The sequence below is a fragment of the Microbacterium aurantiacum genome (genome assembly GCF_021654035.1).
GTDB lineage: Bacteria > Actinomycetota > Actinomycetes > Actinomycetales > Microbacteriaceae > Microbacterium > Microbacterium aurantiacum.
This window is the reverse complement of record NZ_JAJPDW010000001.1, coordinates 867,601-884,889: the sequence shown is the minus strand read 5'-3', so window position 1 is coordinate 884,889 and position 17,289 is coordinate 867,601. Positions and strand designations below refer to the sequence as shown.

Genomic DNA, 17,289 nt, shown 5'->3' with positions numbered 1-17,289 from the left:
TCAACCTCGGCGGCAGCGTCATCTAACAGGAGACCCCCAGGTTTCGATCGGCGGATGGGCGCGGGCTCCTATGCTCGCATCATGCGCGCGCACGACGTGGTGGTCATCGGGGCGGGGCTCGCCGGACTCCGCTGCGCGCTCGAGCTCGCTCGCGCCGGGCGCGAGGTGGTCGTCCTCGAGGCGGCCGACCGGGTGGGCGGGCGACAGCGTACCGACGTGGTCGACGGATTCCTCCTCGACCGCGGATTCCAGGTGCTCAATCCCGCGTACCCGGCCCTCCGCGGCGTGGTCGAGCTCGACGACCTCGAGATGCGTTCGTTCCCGGTGGGCGCACGCGTCCGCCGGGCGGACGGCGTCGCGACCCTCGCGCACCCGCTGCGGCATCCGCAGCATCTCGCGGCCACCCTCTCCAGCGGACTGCTCTCGGTGTCGGAGATCACCGCGCTGGTGCGCTGGCTCGCCCCGGCGCGGACGACGCGCGCCTTCGCGGACGCCGCCGACGACGAGCTCTTCGCGGGATGGGATGCCGCGGGGGTGCGCGGCCCGCTCCGCCGGGAGGTGCTCGAGCCGTTCCTCGCCGGGGTCATCGCCGACGACGACGGGCGCACGAGCCAGAACTACGTCCGGCTTCTCCTCCGCCTGTTCGCCCTCGGCCGGCCGGGGCTCCCCGCGGGCGGCATCGCGGCCCTTCCCGCGCAGATCGCCGACACCGCCCGGCGCGCCGGCGCCGACATCCGGCTCTCGCACGCGGTGCGGCGACTCCGTCACCGCCGCGGCGTATGGGAGCTGAAGGTCGCCGGCGCCGATGTCGTCCGCACGCAGGAGGTCGTCGTCGCGGTCGATCCCGGAGCAGTCGAGGCGTTCACGGGACTCCCCGCGCCCGCGGTACGGGGACTGCAGACGTGGTGGTTCGCCGGCACCGAGGCCCCGGCATCCGCTCTGCTGTCGGTGGACGGCACACGGTCGGGCCCGCTCGTCAACACCGTCGTCATGTCGCGCACCGCCCCCTCGTACGCTCCTCCGGGCCGGCACCTCATCGCCGCGACCAGTCTGTACGGCGCGCGTCCCGCGGCCTCCGAGGGCGAGGTGCGCGCCCACCTGCGGCACATCTGGGGACCGGTGGCCGAGGGGTGGGACCTCCTCCGCCGCGACGACATCGCCACCGCGTTGCCGGCCCTGCCTCCGCCGATGCGACGCGCGGCCCCCTCGCGCATCGGCACCGGACTGCATGTCGCCGGCGACCACCGCGACACCCCCTCGATCCAGGGGGCGCTGACGTCCGGCGTCCGGGCCGCGCGCGGCATCCTCGGCTGAGGACGCGCGGCACGTCATTCGGGCCTCGCGTCAGACGGCGGCGCCCTCCAGCGGGGCGACGTCGACGGCCACGCGGAGGGTCGAGCGCTTCGCCTCGGTGAAGATGACGCCCTTCACCGGTGCGACGTCGCCGTAGTCCCGGCCCCATGCGGTCGTGACGTGGCGGTCGCCGACGACCTGGTCGTTCGTGGGGTCGACCGCGAGCCACTCCCCCGACAGCGGCAGCCAGACCGCAAGCCACGCATGCGAGGCGTCCGCGCCGAAGACGCGTTCCTTGCCGGGCGGCGGCTGGGTGGCGAGGTAGCCGCTGACGTAGCGGGCGGCGAGGCCGTGGGTGCGCAGGCACGCCAGGGCCAGGTGCGCGAAGTCCTGGCACACGCCCGCGCGGGCGGCGAGCACGTCACCGACGGTGCTCGTGACGGTCGTGGCCTTCCCGTCGTAGCGGAAGTCGCGGAAGATCCGGTGGGTGAGGTCGACCACGGCGTCGCCGATCGCGCGTCCGGGGAGGAAGGATGCCGCGGCGTACTCCCGCGCCGCCGCCGCGTGCTGCGCCTTCGGCGACTCGACGACGAACTCCGCCGCCGCCCACGCATCGGGGAGGTCGCGGTGCACCATCGGGCGCGCCGCCTCCCACGGCTGCGCGAGGGCGGCGGGGTCGTAGGCCGGGGCGAGGACCGTGACCTCGCTCTCGGCGTTCACGCGTAGCCGACGGTGCGCCTCGGTCACGTGGTAGTAGGTCGAGAGATTGCCGTAGCCGTCGACGTCGTCGGTGGTATCGGCGGGCACGGGCTCGATCTCCACCCCGCGCGAGTGGACCTGCTGCCAGGGCAGCTCGCGGGGGACGACGTGGGCGATGCCGAAACTGTCGCTGACGTCGGCGTCGTACTCGTAGGACGTCCGGTGGATCACGCGGTATCTCACGGCCCCACCCCCACGAGCTCGGTCGTCGACAGGGCCGACAGGGCCTGCGGCTGCGGGCCGGCGGAGAAGTGCAGCAACGCGATCGCCTCGCTGATCTGGTGCAGCTGCGCGCGGGTGTCGGAGAGGAAGCGGTCCAGCTCCTCGCGGCGGTCGCCTTCCGCGCGGGCGAGCGCGACGACGTCGGTGGTGGCCAGGGTCTGCTCCAGCTCCTCGATCATCCGCTCTGGACGCGTCGAGCCGGTCGAGGCCGAGAGGCTGCCGATGTGCTCGCGCACCCGCGCGAAGGCGAACGCGAGCGAGCGCGGGTTCTCCCCATCCGCGATGAGGAGCTCGAGCACACCCGCCTCGGCGAGGTCGCCGCGGTAGCGACGCCGGTGGGTGACCGCGCTCTCTGCGGCGAGGAGGACGCCGCCCATGACGGCGCGGTCCACACCCCGGCGTGCCGCGGTCGTGGTCACCGTGGCATCCAGCAGCACGCACAGCTGCACCGCGCGCTCGAGGTAGCGGCCGGCCTCGATCGCGTGCCAGCCGTCGTCGCGGATCATGCTCGCCGTCACTCCCTGGAGCGACAGGATGCCGGTGAGCATGCGCCCCGCCGACTCCGCGATCTGCCGTGCCCGCGGCGTGGCGCGCAGGCTCGCCGCGGCGCGGTCGGTCACGGCGAAGGCGCGCCACGTGTCACCGGAGAGCTGGTCGCGGACGCCCTCGAGGGCCTCGCGGAGATGACCGAGCGAGTGGGCGGCACTCCCCGGGCGATCGGCATCCGTCAGCAGCGAGCGAAGCTCGGCGGTCGGGTCGTCGTGGCGGTGTCCGCACAGACGCTGGAGCGCCGCGATGAGGGCGGAGAGCGTCGCCGCCCCGTCCCGCGACGACCCGAAGTCGAGCTGCTCGGCGTAGCTCCGGGCGGTGAGGACCAGACGCACCAGATCCTCGGCGCGCTCGGAGTACCGACCGGCCCAGTACATGTCCTCGACCGCGCGGGGCGAGAGCATCGGCGCAGCCCGCCCGACGGGGAGGAACGAGGGGGCGGCCACACCCTGATCGGGATCGTCCTCGGCGGCCTTCAGCACCCAGACGTCCTTCGTCACCGGCGCCTGGGTCGGGTCGCCGCCGACGTGGGTGGCGAGCCCGCCGACGAGCGCGCGGTAGGCGCCGCCGTCGCGCACGGTGAACGCGCGGAGGGTCACCGGGAGCGCCCCGATCGCGGTCTCGATGGCACCGCTCTCGTCCGGTGCCCAGCCTGGCGCGTGTGAGAGGGGCAGACGCTGCTGGCCGACGTAGCGGTACGGGGTCTCGAGGATGCGGCGGCGGAGGTCGGCGGGATCGGCGCCGTCGAACTCGCTCGCGCGCCCATCGATGGTGCGGACGATGACGGAGTCGGGATCCTCGTCGAGGGCGGTGAGGACGGCGTCCCGGCCCTCCGGATCGCCGCACCACCACGTCGGCACCGACGGCAGGCGCAGCTGTTCACCGAGGAGCCGTTCGCACAGGGCGGGGAGGAAGGGCATGAGGCCCGGGTTCTCGAGCACCCCGGCACCGAGGCCGTTGACCAGGCGCACGGTGCCGCGGCGGACCGCCTCGGTGAGGCCGGCGACCCCGAGGCGGCTGCCGGCGCGCAGCTCCAGCGGATCGCACCAGTCGGCGTCGACGCGGCGGAGGATCACGTCCACCCGCTCGTGCGGGGCGTTGGTCGGGAACCCCGCGGGCTTCATCCACACCGCGCCGCCGCGCACGACGAGGTCCTCCCCCTGCACGAGCGGGAAACCGAGGAGGTTGGCGAGGAAGGCCTGGTCGAAGGCGGTTTCGGAATAGGTTCCGGGGGTCAGGACCACGATGCGCGGGTCGGTGACGCCGGCGGGGGCCGCCTGGAGGAGGGCCGCGCGGACGCTGCCGAAGTAGGGCTCGAGCCGGTGCAGCCCCGCGCCCTGGTAGAGCTCGGGGAGGACGCTGGAGAGGACGCGCCGGTTCTCCAGCGCGTAGCCGAGACCCGCGGGGGCCTGGACGCGGTCGGCGAGGACGTGCCACTCGCCCGTCGCGTCGCGTCCGAGATCGGTGCCGGTGAGGATCAGCGGGTGGGCCTCGGCCGCGGAGGTGCGCGCCAGGGGGCGGGTGAATCCGGCGTGGGCGAAGACCGTCTCGGCCGGGATGAGGCCCTCGGCGAGGGTCCGCTGCGCGCCGTAGAGGTCGCCGAGGAGAGCGCCCAGGAGCTCGGCGCGCTGCGCGAGGCCGACGTCGAGCCGGGCCCAGGTGGCCGCATCCATCACCAGGGGCAGGGGATCCAGTCGCCACGGGACCGAGCCGCGGACCGAGTGCTCGTACCCGACCCCGTCGTCGGCGAGGAGGGTGGCGATCTCGGCGTCGACGCGCGCGAGGTCGAGCGCGGTGAGGTCGGCGGCGGCGGCCATGCCCTTCCACGCCGCGCGAAGGGTGCCGTCAGGGGCGACGACCTCGTCGAACCGCACGCTCGGTCCGGTGTCGGCGCCGAAGGCGAGGGTCGGCTGCGCCTGTGCCGCGGCGTACTCGCGCAGAAGGCTCATGCGCGGCATCCGTTGGAGTGGGCGCGCCGTGCGGCCGCGCGACGCTCGGCGGCGAAGCGCGCGGCGGTACGCCGGCCGGTCGGGAACTGCGGCATGGGACCACTTTGGCACGCCCCGGGGTGTCCTCCGACCGACGAACCCGGTTCACTTGTCTCGTGATGCGGGTGAGCGGATGCCGCACCCGCAAGAGAAGACGAGTGAACCGGGGCGCGCGGCGGCGCGGCCGGGACGATCACGACGAGGAGGACCACGATGGGCGAGAAGGCGGACGGGAAGAACGCGAGCGAGAAGAACGCGGACGGGACGTGGAGCGACGCCGAGCGCGCCGCGATGGCCCAGCGAGCGGCCGAGCTGCGTGAGGCGCGCGCGGGCGGAGCCGGTTCGGCGAAAAAGAAGCGCGAGGCGCAGGCGTGCGTCGACGCCATCGCGGAACTCCCCGACCGCGACCGCGGCATCGCCGAGCGGCTCCACGAGATTGTGCGCGAGGAGGCCCCGCACCTCGATCCGAAGACCTGGTACGGCTTCCCGTCCTACGCCCGCGACGGCAAGGTCGTGGTGTTCTACCAGCCCGCGTCGAAGTTCGACACGCGCTACGGATCGATCGGCTTCAACGAGGACGCCCTGCTCGACGACGGCGTCTTCTGGCCGACCTCCTTCGCCGTGCTGGAGGTCACCGACGAAGTGCAGCAGACCCTCCGCGACCTGGTCCGACGCGCCGCCGGCTGATCCCACTCCCCTCCGGACGACCGGGTCTGCCATGACGTGTGACATCCTGCTCCGCCTGCCCGAAAGGCGCCGATGGGTTCACTCTCGCGACGTCAGTTCCTCACCCGTGCCGCCGTCCTCGCCGCCGCCCTCGGCGTAGACGTCGACGACCTCTCCCGGGTGCTCGCGTCCGCCCCGGCCGGCGTCGCCGACATCCCCTCGCATCTGAACCAGATCCTCGCCCACCCCCGGCCCGCGGGTGCCGGTCACGACCGCCTCCTGCATCGACTTCCCGCACCAGCAGCAGGTGATCGGGATCGTCGACAACCTGTCGCTGTTCACCACGGTGCTCGACCACGCCTCGCCGGGGGACGCACGCCGGACTCGCCCTCGCCTGGGCCGCGGTGCTCGTCCTCATCGGCGCGGTCCTCTCAGCGCTGTTCGCTCCGGCGGGGCTGCTCGCCGCCGTCGCGGCGACCTTCGTTCTGCCGGCGGCTGCGGCCGGGCGCGCGGGGGCGCTCACGGGCTTCGGCGTCGTGCGACGGCATCCGTGGCGTGCGCTGCTGCTCGTGCTCGGCGTCGTCGTGCTCGGCGGGGTGAGCCTCGTCGTCTCGATCGCGACCGGGCTGTTCCTCACGGGGATGATCGGCGGCATCGTCGCCTGGCTGTGGTTCGGTGTCGTCATCGCCTGGCTGCTCCTCTGGGGCACGCGCCGGCCGTGCGCGCGTCCGCGGCCCGGCCTACGCTGGCCGGATGAGCGAGCCCAGAGTCCTCCGCTACGCCGCGTTCGCGTCGGCCCCCGACGGCGGGAACCCCGCCGGGGTCGTCCTCGACGCACGAGGGCTCTCCGCCGAGACGATGCAGCGCATCGCCGCCGAGGTCGACTATGCCGAGACCGCGTTCCTCACCGGGACGACGGATGCCGGGGCCCGCACCATCCGCTACTTCTCGCCGATCGCGGAGGTGCCCTTCTGCGGCCACGCGACGATCGCCACGGCCATCGCGCTCGCCGAAGATGGCGACGCGCTCGGCCCTCTGCCGACGACGATCCGGTTCGCGACCCCGGTCGGGGATATCCCGATCACGGTGACGTGCGAGCCCGACGGCGTGCGGGCGGCGTTCACGAGCAGGCCGCCGGTGATCACGCCCCTTCCGGGCGAAGATCTCGACGCGATCCTGGGCCTCGTCGGCCTCGCCGCCGATGACCTGGATCCCGCACTCCCGCCCCGCATCGCCGACGCCGGGAACCCGCATCCGCTTCTCGTGATCGCCGAGCTGGAGGTCTTCGACCGGTTCACGTTCGACCCGATCGCAGCGCGCACCCTGATGGACGCCCGCGGGTGGCCGGCGACGATCACCGTCGTGCACCGCCTCGGCGACAGCGCGTTCGCCGCGCGGAACATCTTCCCCGTCGGCCGCATCACCGAAGACCCCGCCACGGGCTCCGCCGCCGCGGCGCTGGGCGGCTACCTGCGCGAGCTCGGCGCGGTGCCCGTTCCCTGCCAGGTCGAGGTGCACCAGGGCGCACACGTCGGCCGCCCCGGCCTCCTGACCGTCGACATTCCCGCATCCGGGGGGATCGTCGTCTCCGGCACCGCCATCCGGATCCCCTGATGGCCGAGACAGCGGAGCTTTTCCCCGGCCCGGTGCGGTCATTGCCCGACGCCGTCTCCGCCGCGTCGTTCAGCTGGCCGGGCTCAGCGCCTGTTCCTGTCCGTTTCGCGGAGGGGTTCGACGAGTTCGTGGCCTACGCACGACGCGAGGGCGAGGACCCCGCAGGTCTGTCGGCGGACATCGCGCGGCTCTGGGAGTTCCTGACCGGTCGCACGGAGGTGGTCGAGACGCCCGCGTTGTGGGCATCGGCCGCGCGCTTTGCGGGCAACGTCCTCGCCGTGGCGCATCCGGCGGCGACGTGGCGTGTGACACCCGAGCTCGAGGTCGGGACCTCCACACGGTCCGTTCCGGTGGCAGGGCTGGTGCGGATCATGGTGGAGCATCCCGAACACCGGCAACCGTTCCTGGACATGATGGCGTCTTGGCCACAGGCTGACGAAGACGATCGGGAGATGGCTGCTCTCAGCCGCGACACACACCCACCGACTCTTCGCTTCCCGCTCGTTGCGTTCGAGCGTCCGGCGTTCCCCGACCAGGAGTACCGCGATCCCGGTGGGCGCGTCATCGACTACGGGAATCGGTGGGAGGGCGGCCAACCACCCGAGGAGGCGTACTCGCGCCTCTCCCACCCGGAGCGGTTCGCCCCTTTGATGATGGATGCCGAGTCTCTCGTCGCGTACCTGCAGGCGTCATACGTCGTGGAGGTCGATCGACAGTCCGCCGACGGCGAGGTGCGGTTCACGTTGCGGCCGTCCTCCGGCGCGACGATGACGATCACGGCGACGAAGGAGAGCGTGCAGGTCCGAGCTGGTGCACTTTTCCGGGCGAGTGCCCCGGAATGCGCCTGCGACGCGTGTGATGAATCCGCAGACACGGCCGCCGACCATCTCGAAGAGGTCGTTCTGGCGATCCCGGCCGGCGGGCTCAGAGAGGTGTTCCCGGTCGGGCGGCGACGCTGGCAGCACGTCCAATTGCTGAGGCGCGAAGGGGCCGGCTCGAGCGGCGGCCCACCCGATCCTCACCTCAGCGCGAGCGAGCTCGAACACGCCGTCGACACACTCCGCGGTCTCGATCGCGGGTGGTGGCCCGCGTGGACGTTGCGCGAGAACTGATCTCGTCGCACGTCAACCGCCTCTTAGCGACCGCGTTCAGTCGGACGCGTCGGGCGGCAGCACCAGCGGCAGCTCGCGCTCGTGATCCCACGGCTCGGTCCACCCCAGCCGGTCGAAGAGGGCGTCGAGCAGCATCCCGGTGAATCCCCACACCAAACGCTCGCGTTCCGCGCCGGGCAGCACGAACGCGGGCCCGCGCCATTCCTGGCCGTCGCGTCGGATCACGGTCACCCCGCGGTGCGCCGGGTCGAGCAGGTCGGCCACGGGCGCACGGAAGACCTCCGCCGACTCCGCCTCGTCCATCACCCGCACGGGCGACGGATGCCGCCACCACGCCAGCACCGGCGTCACGACGTGCCGCGAATAGGCGAGCGGCACCGCGGGCAGAGCCCCCAGCACCTCGACGCCGGAGACGTCGAGACCGGTCTCCTCGCGCGCCTCGCGAAGGGCGGCGGCGACCGGGCCGTCGTCCCCGGCATCCTGTCGTCCGCCGGGGAAGGCGATCTGCCCCGGGTGCGAGCGGAGCGTCTCGGCGCGCGACAGCAGCAGCACATCGAGGTCGCGCGAGACCGCACCATCGGCCGCCGCATGGTCGCTCAGCACGGCGTCGAGCACACCGAAGAGCATGAGCACGGATGCCGGTCGCGGATTCGGCACCGAAGGAAGGTCGATCAGCGCCGCGCCGAGCGACCCGTCGCGGGCACCGGCGGCCAGCGCCGCCAGCTCGGCCCGCGCGGGCGACGGCGACACGAACGGCATCCGCTCAGCGTACGCCGCGACACTCATGCCGGCCGCCGCACTCCGCTCAGTCGAGCCCGCGGCTGCGCGCCGCGAGCCCCGCGAACGTCGCGTGCAGGAGCGGCGGCACCGAGGCGAGCACGATGATCGTTCCCCACACCACGTCGTCGGCGCGGAGGACGAGGCCCCCGATGAACAGCCCCACGAAGACGACGGCCGACACCACCCGGCGGACGGCCCGCTCGACGGCGCCGACGCGGCGGTCCAGCCTCGGTGTCTCGAAGGACAGCCGCCCCTCCTGCGCACGGTCCACGAGGTCGTCGATGCGCCGCGGCAGTCGCGCGGCGATCCGCACCGAGGTCACCGCATCCTGCGCGAAGCCCTGCACGACGTTGCCGCGCTCTTCGCGCAGCAACTGCGCCGCGTACGGCTCGACGGAGTCCCAGATGTTGAAGTCGGGATCCAGCGCGCTGCACATCCCCGATACGAGCGAGAGCGCGCGGATGATGAGGAGGAAGTTCTCCGGCAGCTGGAACGGCAGCGACCGCACGACCTCGCCGAACTCGATCGCGAAGCGACGGAGCTCCCGTTCATCGACCTCGGCGAGTTCGGACACGCCCATTCCGCCGAAGCGCGCGAACAGGGTGCTCATGGCCCGCTCGAGCTCCGCGGTCTCGGCCGACGGCAGCAGCACGCCCACATCGCGGATGCTGTCGACCAGACCGCGCCCGTCGCGCGAGGCCACCGCGATCAGGAGGCGTCGAAGCCCGCGCCGCAGGGTCGGCGGAACCTGGCCCATCATCCCGAAGTCGATGAAGGTGAGTTCCCACTCGCCGTCTGGGAGGGGGGTGACGAAGATGTTGCCGGGGTGCGGATCGGCGTGGAAGAACCCGTTGCCGAAGAGCTGGTCGAACATCACCGCGGCGAAGCGCTCCGCGACCTCGGTCGGGTCGATGCCGGCGGCGCGGAGCCCGTCGCGGTCGTTGATCTTGATCGCCGTGACGTCCTGCAGGGTCAGCACGCGTCGCGTCGAGCGCTCCCACGCCACCTCGGGGAGGCCGACGCGGGCGTCGCCGGCGAACATCTCGGCGAAGCGCTCCCCGTTCTGCGCCTCGTGGAGGTAGTCGATCTCCTCCTCGCTCGTGACGGCGAACTCCTCAACGATCGTCGGCAGGTCGACGTGATCCGACACGAAGCGGACGCGGTCGAGCCAGCCGGCGACCTTCCGGAGCGCCGCGAGATCGACCGCGACGATCTGCTCGATCCCGGGACGCTGGACCTTCACCACGACGGCGTCGAGTCCGGTCTGGGCCGCATCCTCCGGCGCGAGCCGCGCCCGATACGCCTGACCGAGGGATGCCGCGGCCACGGGGTTCGGGTCGAACGCGGCGTAGGCGCGCTCGAGGCTGACTCCGAGCTCAGCTTCGGCGAGCGCGCGGATCTGCGCGAACGGCACCGGGGGCACCTCGTCCTGCAGCCCCTCGAGCTCTTTGGTGATCTCCGGCGGGAGCACGTCCAGGCGCGAGGACATGAACTGCCCCACCTTGATCATGAGCCCGCCGAGGTCGACGGCGAGACCGTGGAAGCGTCGCGCGATCCGCTGCATGCGTCGCGCGCGGGTGCGCGTGGCGATCGCGGAGAGACCGAAGCGCGGCAGGAACAGCTCGTACCACCACGACTGCACCATGTAGCGCAGCGCGAACCGCAGGATGCGGCGGTAGCGGGCGCGCATGTCGGCGGCGTCGGGCATCAGGCCTCCCTGATCCTGACGCGGGCGCCCGGGCGCCGGCGGCACCCGGCTCAGTCCTGAGCGAGGATCGAGTAGAGCTTACGGCGCGCGTCCTCGAGGACGGCGACGGCCTCCGCCTGCTGGGCGGCGGTGCCCGATCGGCCCACCTGGGCGGCGGCCTGGGCGAGCTCGAGGCCGGCCTTGGGGAGGGCGGTGAGGTCCTTGCGCTCACGCGAACCCGACTCCCACGGCGCGGAGCGGTCGGCCGACTCGGCCTCGAGGCGCCCGGCATCCGTCAGCGCGTAGGTCTTGCGCCCGCCGGACTCCTCGGCGACGACGAGTCCTTCGTCGGTGAGGAGCTGCAGGGTCGGGTAGACCGAACCGGCGCTCGGCTTCCACGACCCGTGGCTGCGCTCCTCGATCTCGCGGATGATCTGGTAGCCGTGCATCGGGGCTTCGGCGAGCAGGGCGAGCACAGCCGCGCGGACATCGCCGCGACCCATGCGCGACGAACCGCCGCCGACACGCTGCTCGAACGCCGAGCGGAGCTGGTCCATCGCCTCCCAGAGCTGACCTCCGGGCTGCATCGGACCGAATCCGCGCGAACCGCCGAATCCTGCACCCATGAACGAATCACTCATGACGACCTCCTGGCGTGAGACGGATGCCGAACGACACCCCGACGACACATAACGATATATCGCTGAGAGGTCGCAGGGGCGGTTCCGCGCGACTCGGAGGGAACGCTCAGCCGGCGTTCTGGGCGACGAGGTCCCGCAGCTGCGCCGCGTCCACCCGACCGATGTCTTCGCCGTTGATCCGCACCGTCGGCGTGGAGGTGATGCCGGCGTCGCGGGCCGCGCCGGCGTTCTGCGCCACCCAGTCGCCGTAGCGGGCCTGCCCGATGCACTCGAGGGCCCCCTCGTCCGTGACCCCGGCGGTCTCCAGGTACGACTCCAGCTGCTCGGCCGAGTACTCGTCCTCGGCGTTCTCGCGGATGGCGAAGAGGGTCGCGTGGACGGTGAAGAACACGTCCGGCTGCTCGGTCGCCACACACGCCGCGGCGCTTCCGGCGACCGCGCTGTAGTCCGAGACGAAGTCCAGCAGGTGGTACTCCACCGCGAGCGAGCCTCCGGCGACGAGCTCCTGCACCGTGGGTCCGATCTGGGTCTCGTACTCGCGGCAGTGTCCGCACGCGAAGTCCTCCCAGATGGCCATCGTGGTGGCGGCCTCCGGAGCGCCGACGCGGATGCGGTCGCCGCTGACCTCCACGACCACCGATGCATCGCCGATCTCGGCGGACGCCGTGGCCTCGGGAGTCGCGGCGATGACGTCGCCCGCCTCGCCGAACGCGAAGAAGACGCCGACGAGGAAGCCCGCGACGAGCACCGTCGACCCCGTCGCGACGGCGACGTTCCGCAGCGCCTGCCGCCTCCTGCGTTTCGCCGCCGCGGCCGGATCTGCCGCGGTGCGGGTGTTCTGCGCCGTCATCCTCGAAGTGCCCCCCAGATCTCGCTCCGCACGTGCTCCCCCAGCCCGTGTCCTCGCACGCTACCCGACCGACGCGCGAGTCTCCAGCATCCGAACTCACACCGCACGTCCAGCTTCACGGGACCAAATGGCCGGCATCCGTCGTTGACTCTGACAGCGCCCACCGACCGTGGCACGCGAGAGAATCGACCGAGAGACAAGAAGGAGAATCCGATGACCAGCGGACCCACCGACACCGGAGAGATCACCCGCACCCCCGGCACCGAGACGGCAGTCCTCGCCGGAGGCTGCTTCTGGGGCATGGAAGACCTCATCCGCCGCCAGCCCGGCGTCCTCGACACCCGCGTCGGCTACACGGGTGGCGAGAACGACCACGCCACCTACCGACGCCACCCCGGTCACGCCGAGGCCGTGGAGATCGTGTTCGACCCCACGAAGACGACGTATCGCGACATCCTCGCGTTCTTCTTCCAGATCCACGACCCGTCGACCCTGAACCGCCAGGGCAACGACATCGGATCGAGCTACCGCTCCGCGATCTTCCCGCTGGACGCCGAGCAGGAGCGCGTCGCGCGCGAGACGATCGCCGACGTCGACGCGTCGGGCCTGTGGCCCGGGAAGGCCGTCACCACGATCGAGCAGGCGGGCCCCTTCTGGGAGGCCGAGCCCGAGCACCAGGACTACCTGATCACCTACCCGAACGGGTACACGTGCCACTTCCCGCGCGCCGGGTGGGTCCTCCCGAAGCGCTCGGAGGCCACGGCCTGACGTCCACCGTCTGACGCCCGCGCGTCAGCAGCACGACCGCCGACCCGGCATCCTCACCACCCGAGGCTGCCGGGTCCGCCTTTGAACGGACCGCGGATGCCGGGGGTCACCCACCCGCCGTAGAAGCCGCCGGGCTGGGGCTCGACCTCGACGCCGTTCAGGGTGCACCGATCCATCGGGCCGGCGTAGACCGCGACGCGGCCGAGGAGCTCGCGGAACCCGGGGGTCGGGTCGGGGTAGCACCACGCGACACGCTCGCGGGTGACTCCCCCGCCGCCGTGCACGTCGAAGTAGCGGGCCGCACCCTTGAACTCGCAGAAAGACGATCCCGCGGCGGGGGTCAGCGCTCCCGGCACGAAGTCGGCCTCGGGCACGTAGTAGGTCGGCGGGTGGCTCGTCTCCAGCACGCGCACCACGTCGTCGGTCGCGAGGATCACCTCGCCGCCGAGTTCGATCGTGACGCGCCCATCGACCCGCTCGAGGCGGGGAGGACGAGGGTAGTCCCAGACGGACTCCTCGCCGGGGCCGACGGGATCGGGAACCGGGTGCCTGCTCATGCATCGAGGCTAGAACGCCCCGACCGGGTCAGGCCCCGGGGCGGCCGAATTGCTCGAGGAGGCGCAGCCAGACCTCGCTGACGGTCGGGTAGGCCGGCACCGCGTGCCAGAGGCGGTCGATCGGCACCTCACCGACGACCGCGATCGTGGCGGCCTGAAGGAGCTCGGCGACGTCGGGACCCACGAACGTCGCCCCCACCAGGACCCCGCGCGCGGTGTCGACGATCGCGCGCGCCGCGCCCGAGTAGGCGTCCGAGTGCGCCGAGGCACCGGCGACCCACGACAGGTCGTAATCGAGGACGCGGATGTCGAGACCGGCGTCACGGGCGGCCTGCTCGGTGAGCCCGACCGAGGCGACCTCGGGTTCGGTGAAGGTCACCTGCGGGACCGCCGCGTGATCGGCGGTCGCGACGTGCGCTCCCCACGGCGCGTCGTCGGCCGGGGTGCCGTTCGCGCGCGCGGCGATGACGTCGCCGGCGGCCCGCGCCTGGTACTTCCCCTGGTGGGTGAGGAGCGCGCGGTGGTTGACGTCGCCGACGGCGTAGAGCCACTCGGATCCGGGGACGCGGAGGGTGTCGTCGACCTCGATCCATTCGCCCGGCGCAAGGCCGACGGATTCGAGCCCGACGTCTCGGGTGTTCGGCGTGCGACCGGTCGCCACGAGGACCTCCGCCGCCCGCACCTCGTCGCCGCCCTCGAGCGTCACCGTGACCTCACCGCTGTCGGCGCGCGAGGCCTTCACCGGGGTCGCGCCCAGGCGGACGTCGACGCCGGCATCGCGGAGCCCGTCGGCGACGGCATCAGACGCGAAGGGTTCGACCTTCCCGAGAAGGCGCGAGCGGGAGAGCACCGTCACGGCGCTCCCGAGCGCGGCGAACACCGTCGCCATCTCGCACGCCACCACCCCTCCGCCGATGACGACGAGGGAGTCGGGGACCTCCTGCGCGGCGGTGGCCTCGCGCGACGTCCACGGGGCGGCCTCCCCGAGACCCGGGATATCGGGGATCGCCGCCGAGGTGCCGGTGCAGACGGCGACGGCATGCCGGGCGTGGAGGGTCGCGACGACCTCGCCCGCGGCATCCGTCACCTCGACCTGCTTGTCGCCGGTGAGACGACCGTGTCCGCGCACGAGATCGATGCCGGCGCCCTGCAGCCACTCGACCTGCCCGCTGTCGTCGAAGTCGTGGACCGCGTGGTCGCGGCGACGGAGCACGGCCGCAACGTCGAGCCCGCCGGTGACCGCCTGCTTCGCACCGTCGACGTCGCGCGCCCCGCGGAGGGCGGCGATCGGACGCAGCAGCGCCTTCGATGGCGTGCAGGCCCAGTACGAGCACTCGCCGCCGACGAGTTCGGACTCGACGATGACGGCAGTGAGGCCCCCGGCGACGGCGCGGTCGGCGACGTTCTCCCCGACGGGTCCGGCGCCGATGACGATCAGGTCGTACGAGGAGGTGCCCATGCGCACACGCTAGACCCGTGCGCGCACCGGGGCGACCTCTTGCGCACGCTTCGCGGCGAGGGTACCGAGACCCCGGTCGATGGCCACCAGGAGGAACCCGAAGGCCTCGAGCACGACCACGAGGGCGAGGATCCACAGGGCGACGCCCCCGACGCCGAGCGCGCCGACGTCCATGAACGGATAGGGATGGTTCACCCCGGGCTCGAACTCGCCGCCGAGAGCGCCGTAGATGAAGGCGAGCGCGAGGTAGGCCAGGGGAAACAGCGCCCACGCCAGCGGATCGAGCCACCGCATCCGCCCCTTGGTGCGCAGCAGCAGCCACTCGCCGACGATGAGCAGCGGCGAGATGACGTGCACGAGCGAGTCGGTGAGCGTGTAGGCCTCGTAGGCGGGGTCCTGGGTGAGGCTCGGCACGAGCACGACCGTGTAGACGAGCATCGTCACCACGAGCGCCATCATCACCGCGCCCTGGATCCGCGGGAGCGGCTCGGTCGTGCCGCGCGCCCCGTGGCGGGTCAGGTCGCGGACGGTCGCGACGACGAGGAACAGCATCCAGACCGTCGCGGCGACGTTGCTCAGCGCCGTGAAGTACAGCAGGGTCTTCCAGCTCGGGTCGGCGGTGAACAGATCGAGCAGGCGGATGACGCCGGTTGCGATGAGGCCGAGTGCGACCAGCCGGTACGCCAGGGCCACGGGGCGGAGCGTGATCGCGGTGGGGCGGGGGTGCGTTCGGTGAGCCACCCGCCGATGGTACGTAGTTCCGTGTGATGTGCGGACACTTCCCATTCACGGGAATGGATGCCGCGACTGTGACGTTCGGACGAGCATGCAGCGATTCGGCACCCTCTCGTTCGGCCACTACGGCCCGCTCGGCGGCGGACGCATCCTCACCGCCGGGGACTCCATGCTCCAGGCCATCGACCTCGCCCAGGGGATGGATGACCTCGGGGTCGACGGCGCGTACTTCCGCGTCCACCACTTCGCCCGGCAGCAGGCCGCACCCATGCCGCTCCTCTCGGCGATCGCCGCTCGCACCGAGCGCATCGAGGTCGGCACCGGCGTCATCGACATGCGGTACGAGAACCCCCTCTACCTCGCGGAAGAGGCGGCAGCCGTCGACCTGATCTCCGGCGGACGCCTCGCCCTCGGCGTGAGCCGCGGGTCACCCGAGACGGTCGTCCGCGGGTACGAGACCTTCGGCTACACCGGATCGGCCGACCCCCGCGGCGCCGACCTCGCCCGCGAGCACATGGACCTCTTCCTCCGCGCGATCGACGGCGAGGGTCTCGCCGAGCGCGACCCCGCGAGCCCGTTCAGCCGCGGTGCGACCGGGATGCAGCGCATCGAGCCGCACTCCCCCGGTCTCCGCTCCCGCGTGTGGTGGGGTGCCGGCAACCGCGACTCCGCCGAATGGGCGGGCCGCACCGGTGTGAACCTCATGTCGTCGACGCTGCTGACTTCTGCCGACGGCCGACCGTTCGACATCCTGCAGGCCGAGCAGATCGACGCGTTCCGCGCCGCGTGGCGCGAGGCCGGCCACGCGGGCGAGCCGCGCGTGTCTGTGAGCCGCTCGATCATCCCGATCACGACCGCCGAGGAGCACATGTACTTCGGCGGCCGCCAGGACGGCGACCAGATCGGCATGATCGACGGGATGACCTCGACGTTCGGGAAGTCCTACGCTGCCGAGCCCGACGTGCTCGTCGAGCAGCTGCTGCAGGATGCCGCGATCGCCGCTGCCGACACGCTGATGATCACCATCCCCAGCCAGCTGGGCGTGGAGTTCAACCTGCGGATCGTCGAGTCGTTCGCGAAGTACGTCGCGCCGGCGCTCGGCTGGGTCGGGGCGCGGGCGGGCGCGCAGGCCTAAGCGCCTCGCGCGTGGACCAGTCGAAGGTCCTCGCACACGATCGGCATCCGTCGGTCGAACCCGCGCGTGCTGGTGGAGAATCGGCGCCAGTACTTCTCGTGTTCGTCGCGCCATGACGCGAGCGAGCGGTCGTCCTCTCCTTCGGCGTATGCGTGGGCGGCGGTGACCTCGTCGAACGGCACGATCGTGATGCCGACGGTCTGCACGAGGGCCGTCGGCCGCCCGCTTCCGTCGAGGATGATGTTCCAGCTCCCGACCTCCGGGACCTCTTCCCCGTCCGCTTCGAAATCCCAGAGCGCCGACGAGGTCGCCGTCTTGGTTCCCGCGAGGACGAGCGCGAGGAGCTGGTCCGCATGCTCGGGCGTCGCACCGAACGCCCACGCCTCCGGCGCGGCATCCGGCAGCCCGTCGACGACCGCGCGGCACTCGCCCCAGAAGTCGGCGATCGTGTCATCGTCGGCGGTGATCATCCGT

At 72.3% G+C, this 17,289-nt stretch carries 17 protein-coding genes; 7 read left to right on the top strand and 10 right to left on the bottom strand.

What is annotated here, in order from left to right:
* Window positions 1-81 precede the first annotated feature (81 nt).
* Window positions 82-1,314: an NAD(P)/FAD-dependent oxidoreductase gene (locus LTL01_RS04265; protein ID WP_236967533.1), complete on the top strand. Its 1,233-nt coding sequence runs from the start codon at window positions 82-84 to the stop codon at window positions 1,312-1,314.
* 30 nt (window positions 1,315-1,344) lie between these two features.
* Here LTL01_RS04265 and LTL01_RS04260 read toward each other — a convergent pair whose 3' ends face one another.
* A complete protein-coding gene (locus LTL01_RS04260) occupies window positions 1,345-2,235 on the bottom strand; it encodes a transglutaminase family protein (protein WP_236967532.1) in 891 nt (296 codons plus the stop codon).
* Entirely contained in the window at window positions 2,232-4,772 is a 2,541-nt protein-coding gene (locus LTL01_RS04255) for a circularly permuted type 2 ATP-grasp protein (RefSeq protein WP_236967531.1), read from the bottom strand. Before LTL01_RS04255 ends, LTL01_RS04260 begins: the two co-directional genes overlap by 4 nt.
* A 252-nt stretch (window positions 4,773-5,024) precedes the next feature.
* Between LTL01_RS04255 and LTL01_RS04250 the strand changes: the two genes are divergently transcribed.
* From LTL01_RS04250 to LTL01_RS04235, 4 genes are all read left to right on the top strand, one after another.
* Window positions 5,025-5,498, top strand: a complete 474-nt coding sequence (locus LTL01_RS04250) for an iron chaperone (RefSeq protein ID WP_236967530.1) — start codon at window positions 5,025-5,027, stop codon at window positions 5,496-5,498.
* Between the two features lie 72 nt (window positions 5,499-5,570).
* Window positions 5,571-6,077: a twin-arginine translocation signal domain-containing protein gene (locus LTL01_RS14915; protein WP_372461288.1), complete on the top strand. Its 507-nt coding sequence runs from the start codon at window positions 5,571-5,573 to the stop codon at window positions 6,075-6,077.
* Window positions 6,078-6,230: 153 nt separating this feature from the next.
* Window positions 6,231-7,091 carry a PhzF family phenazine biosynthesis protein gene (locus tag LTL01_RS04240; RefSeq protein WP_236967528.1) on the top strand — a complete coding sequence of 287 codons (861 nt, stop codon included), beginning with the start codon at window positions 6,231-6,233 and terminating at the stop codon, window positions 7,089-7,091.
* Entirely contained in the window at window positions 7,091-8,203 is a 1,113-nt protein-coding gene (locus LTL01_RS04235; protein ID WP_236967527.1) for a DUF6226 family protein, read from the top strand. The genes LTL01_RS04240 and LTL01_RS04235 overlap by 1 nt, the downstream gene beginning before the upstream one ends.
* A 36-nt stretch (window positions 8,204-8,239) precedes the next feature.
* Here LTL01_RS04235 and LTL01_RS04230 read toward each other — a convergent pair whose 3' ends face one another.
* From LTL01_RS04230 to LTL01_RS04215, 4 genes are all read right to left on the bottom strand, one after another.
* Complete coding sequence (locus tag LTL01_RS04230) at window positions 8,240-8,962, bottom strand: NUDIX hydrolase (RefSeq protein ID WP_236967526.1); 723 nt, start codon at window positions 8,960-8,962, stop codon at window positions 8,240-8,242.
* A 46-nt stretch (window positions 8,963-9,008) separates the two neighbouring features.
* Window positions 9,009-10,691 carry an ABC1 kinase family protein gene (locus LTL01_RS04225; protein ID WP_236967525.1) on the bottom strand — a complete coding sequence of 561 codons (1,683 nt, stop codon included), beginning with the start codon at window positions 10,689-10,691 and terminating at the stop codon, window positions 9,009-9,011.
* Window positions 10,692-10,741: 50 nt separating this feature from the next.
* A complete protein-coding gene (locus tag LTL01_RS04220; protein ID WP_053548050.1) occupies window positions 10,742-11,311 on the bottom strand; it encodes a PadR family transcriptional regulator in 570 nt (189 codons plus the stop codon).
* A 106-nt stretch (window positions 11,312-11,417) separates the two neighbouring features.
* Window positions 11,418-12,161: a DsbA family protein gene (locus LTL01_RS04215; protein WP_236967524.1), complete on the bottom strand. Its 744-nt coding sequence runs from the start codon at window positions 12,159-12,161 to the stop codon at window positions 11,418-11,420.
* 213 nt (window positions 12,162-12,374) lie between these two features.
* Here LTL01_RS04215 and msrA point away from each other — a divergent pair, with 213 nt between their 5' ends.
* The gene (gene msrA, locus LTL01_RS04210; RefSeq protein ID WP_236967523.1) at window positions 12,375-12,929 is read left to right on the top strand and encodes a peptide-methionine (S)-S-oxide reductase MsrA; all 555 of its coding nucleotides are present in this window, start codon (window positions 12,375-12,377) and stop codon (window positions 12,927-12,929) included.
* 53 nt (window positions 12,930-12,982) lie between these two features.
* On the opposite strand, the gene LTL01_RS04205 is transcribed toward msrA, so the two are convergent.
* From LTL01_RS04205 to LTL01_RS04195, 3 genes are read right to left on the bottom strand one after another with little or no spacing between them, the layout of a single operon-like run.
* Window positions 12,983-13,486, bottom strand: coding sequence for a DUF427 domain-containing protein (locus tag LTL01_RS04205; RefSeq protein WP_236967522.1), 504 nt, complete (start codon window positions 13,484-13,486; stop codon window positions 12,983-12,985).
* A gap of 28 nt (window positions 13,487-13,514) precedes the next feature.
* The gene (locus tag LTL01_RS04200; protein ID WP_236967521.1) at window positions 13,515-14,945 is read right to left on the bottom strand and encodes a dihydrolipoyl dehydrogenase family protein; all 1,431 of its coding nucleotides are present in this window, start codon (window positions 14,943-14,945) and stop codon (window positions 13,515-13,517) included.
* A gap of 9 nt (window positions 14,946-14,954) precedes the next feature.
* Window positions 14,955-15,686: a Pr6Pr family membrane protein gene (locus tag LTL01_RS04195; RefSeq protein ID WP_236967520.1), complete on the bottom strand. Its 732-nt coding sequence runs from the start codon at window positions 15,684-15,686 to the stop codon at window positions 14,955-14,957.
* Between the two features lie 85 nt (window positions 15,687-15,771).
* Here LTL01_RS04195 and LTL01_RS04190 point away from each other — a divergent pair, with 85 nt between their 5' ends.
* A complete protein-coding gene (locus LTL01_RS04190; protein WP_236967519.1) occupies window positions 15,772-16,815 on the top strand; it encodes an LLM class flavin-dependent oxidoreductase in 1,044 nt (347 codons plus the stop codon).
* Here LTL01_RS04190 and LTL01_RS04185 read toward each other — a convergent pair.
* Window positions 16,812-17,285 (bottom strand): ASCH domain-containing protein, encoded by a 474-nt coding sequence (locus tag LTL01_RS04185; protein ID WP_236967518.1) that lies wholly within the window; start codon window positions 17,283-17,285, stop codon window positions 16,812-16,814. The two genes, LTL01_RS04190 and LTL01_RS04185, sit on opposite strands and share 4 nt — an antisense overlap.
* Between the last annotated feature and the right edge of the window lie 4 nt (window positions 17,286-17,289).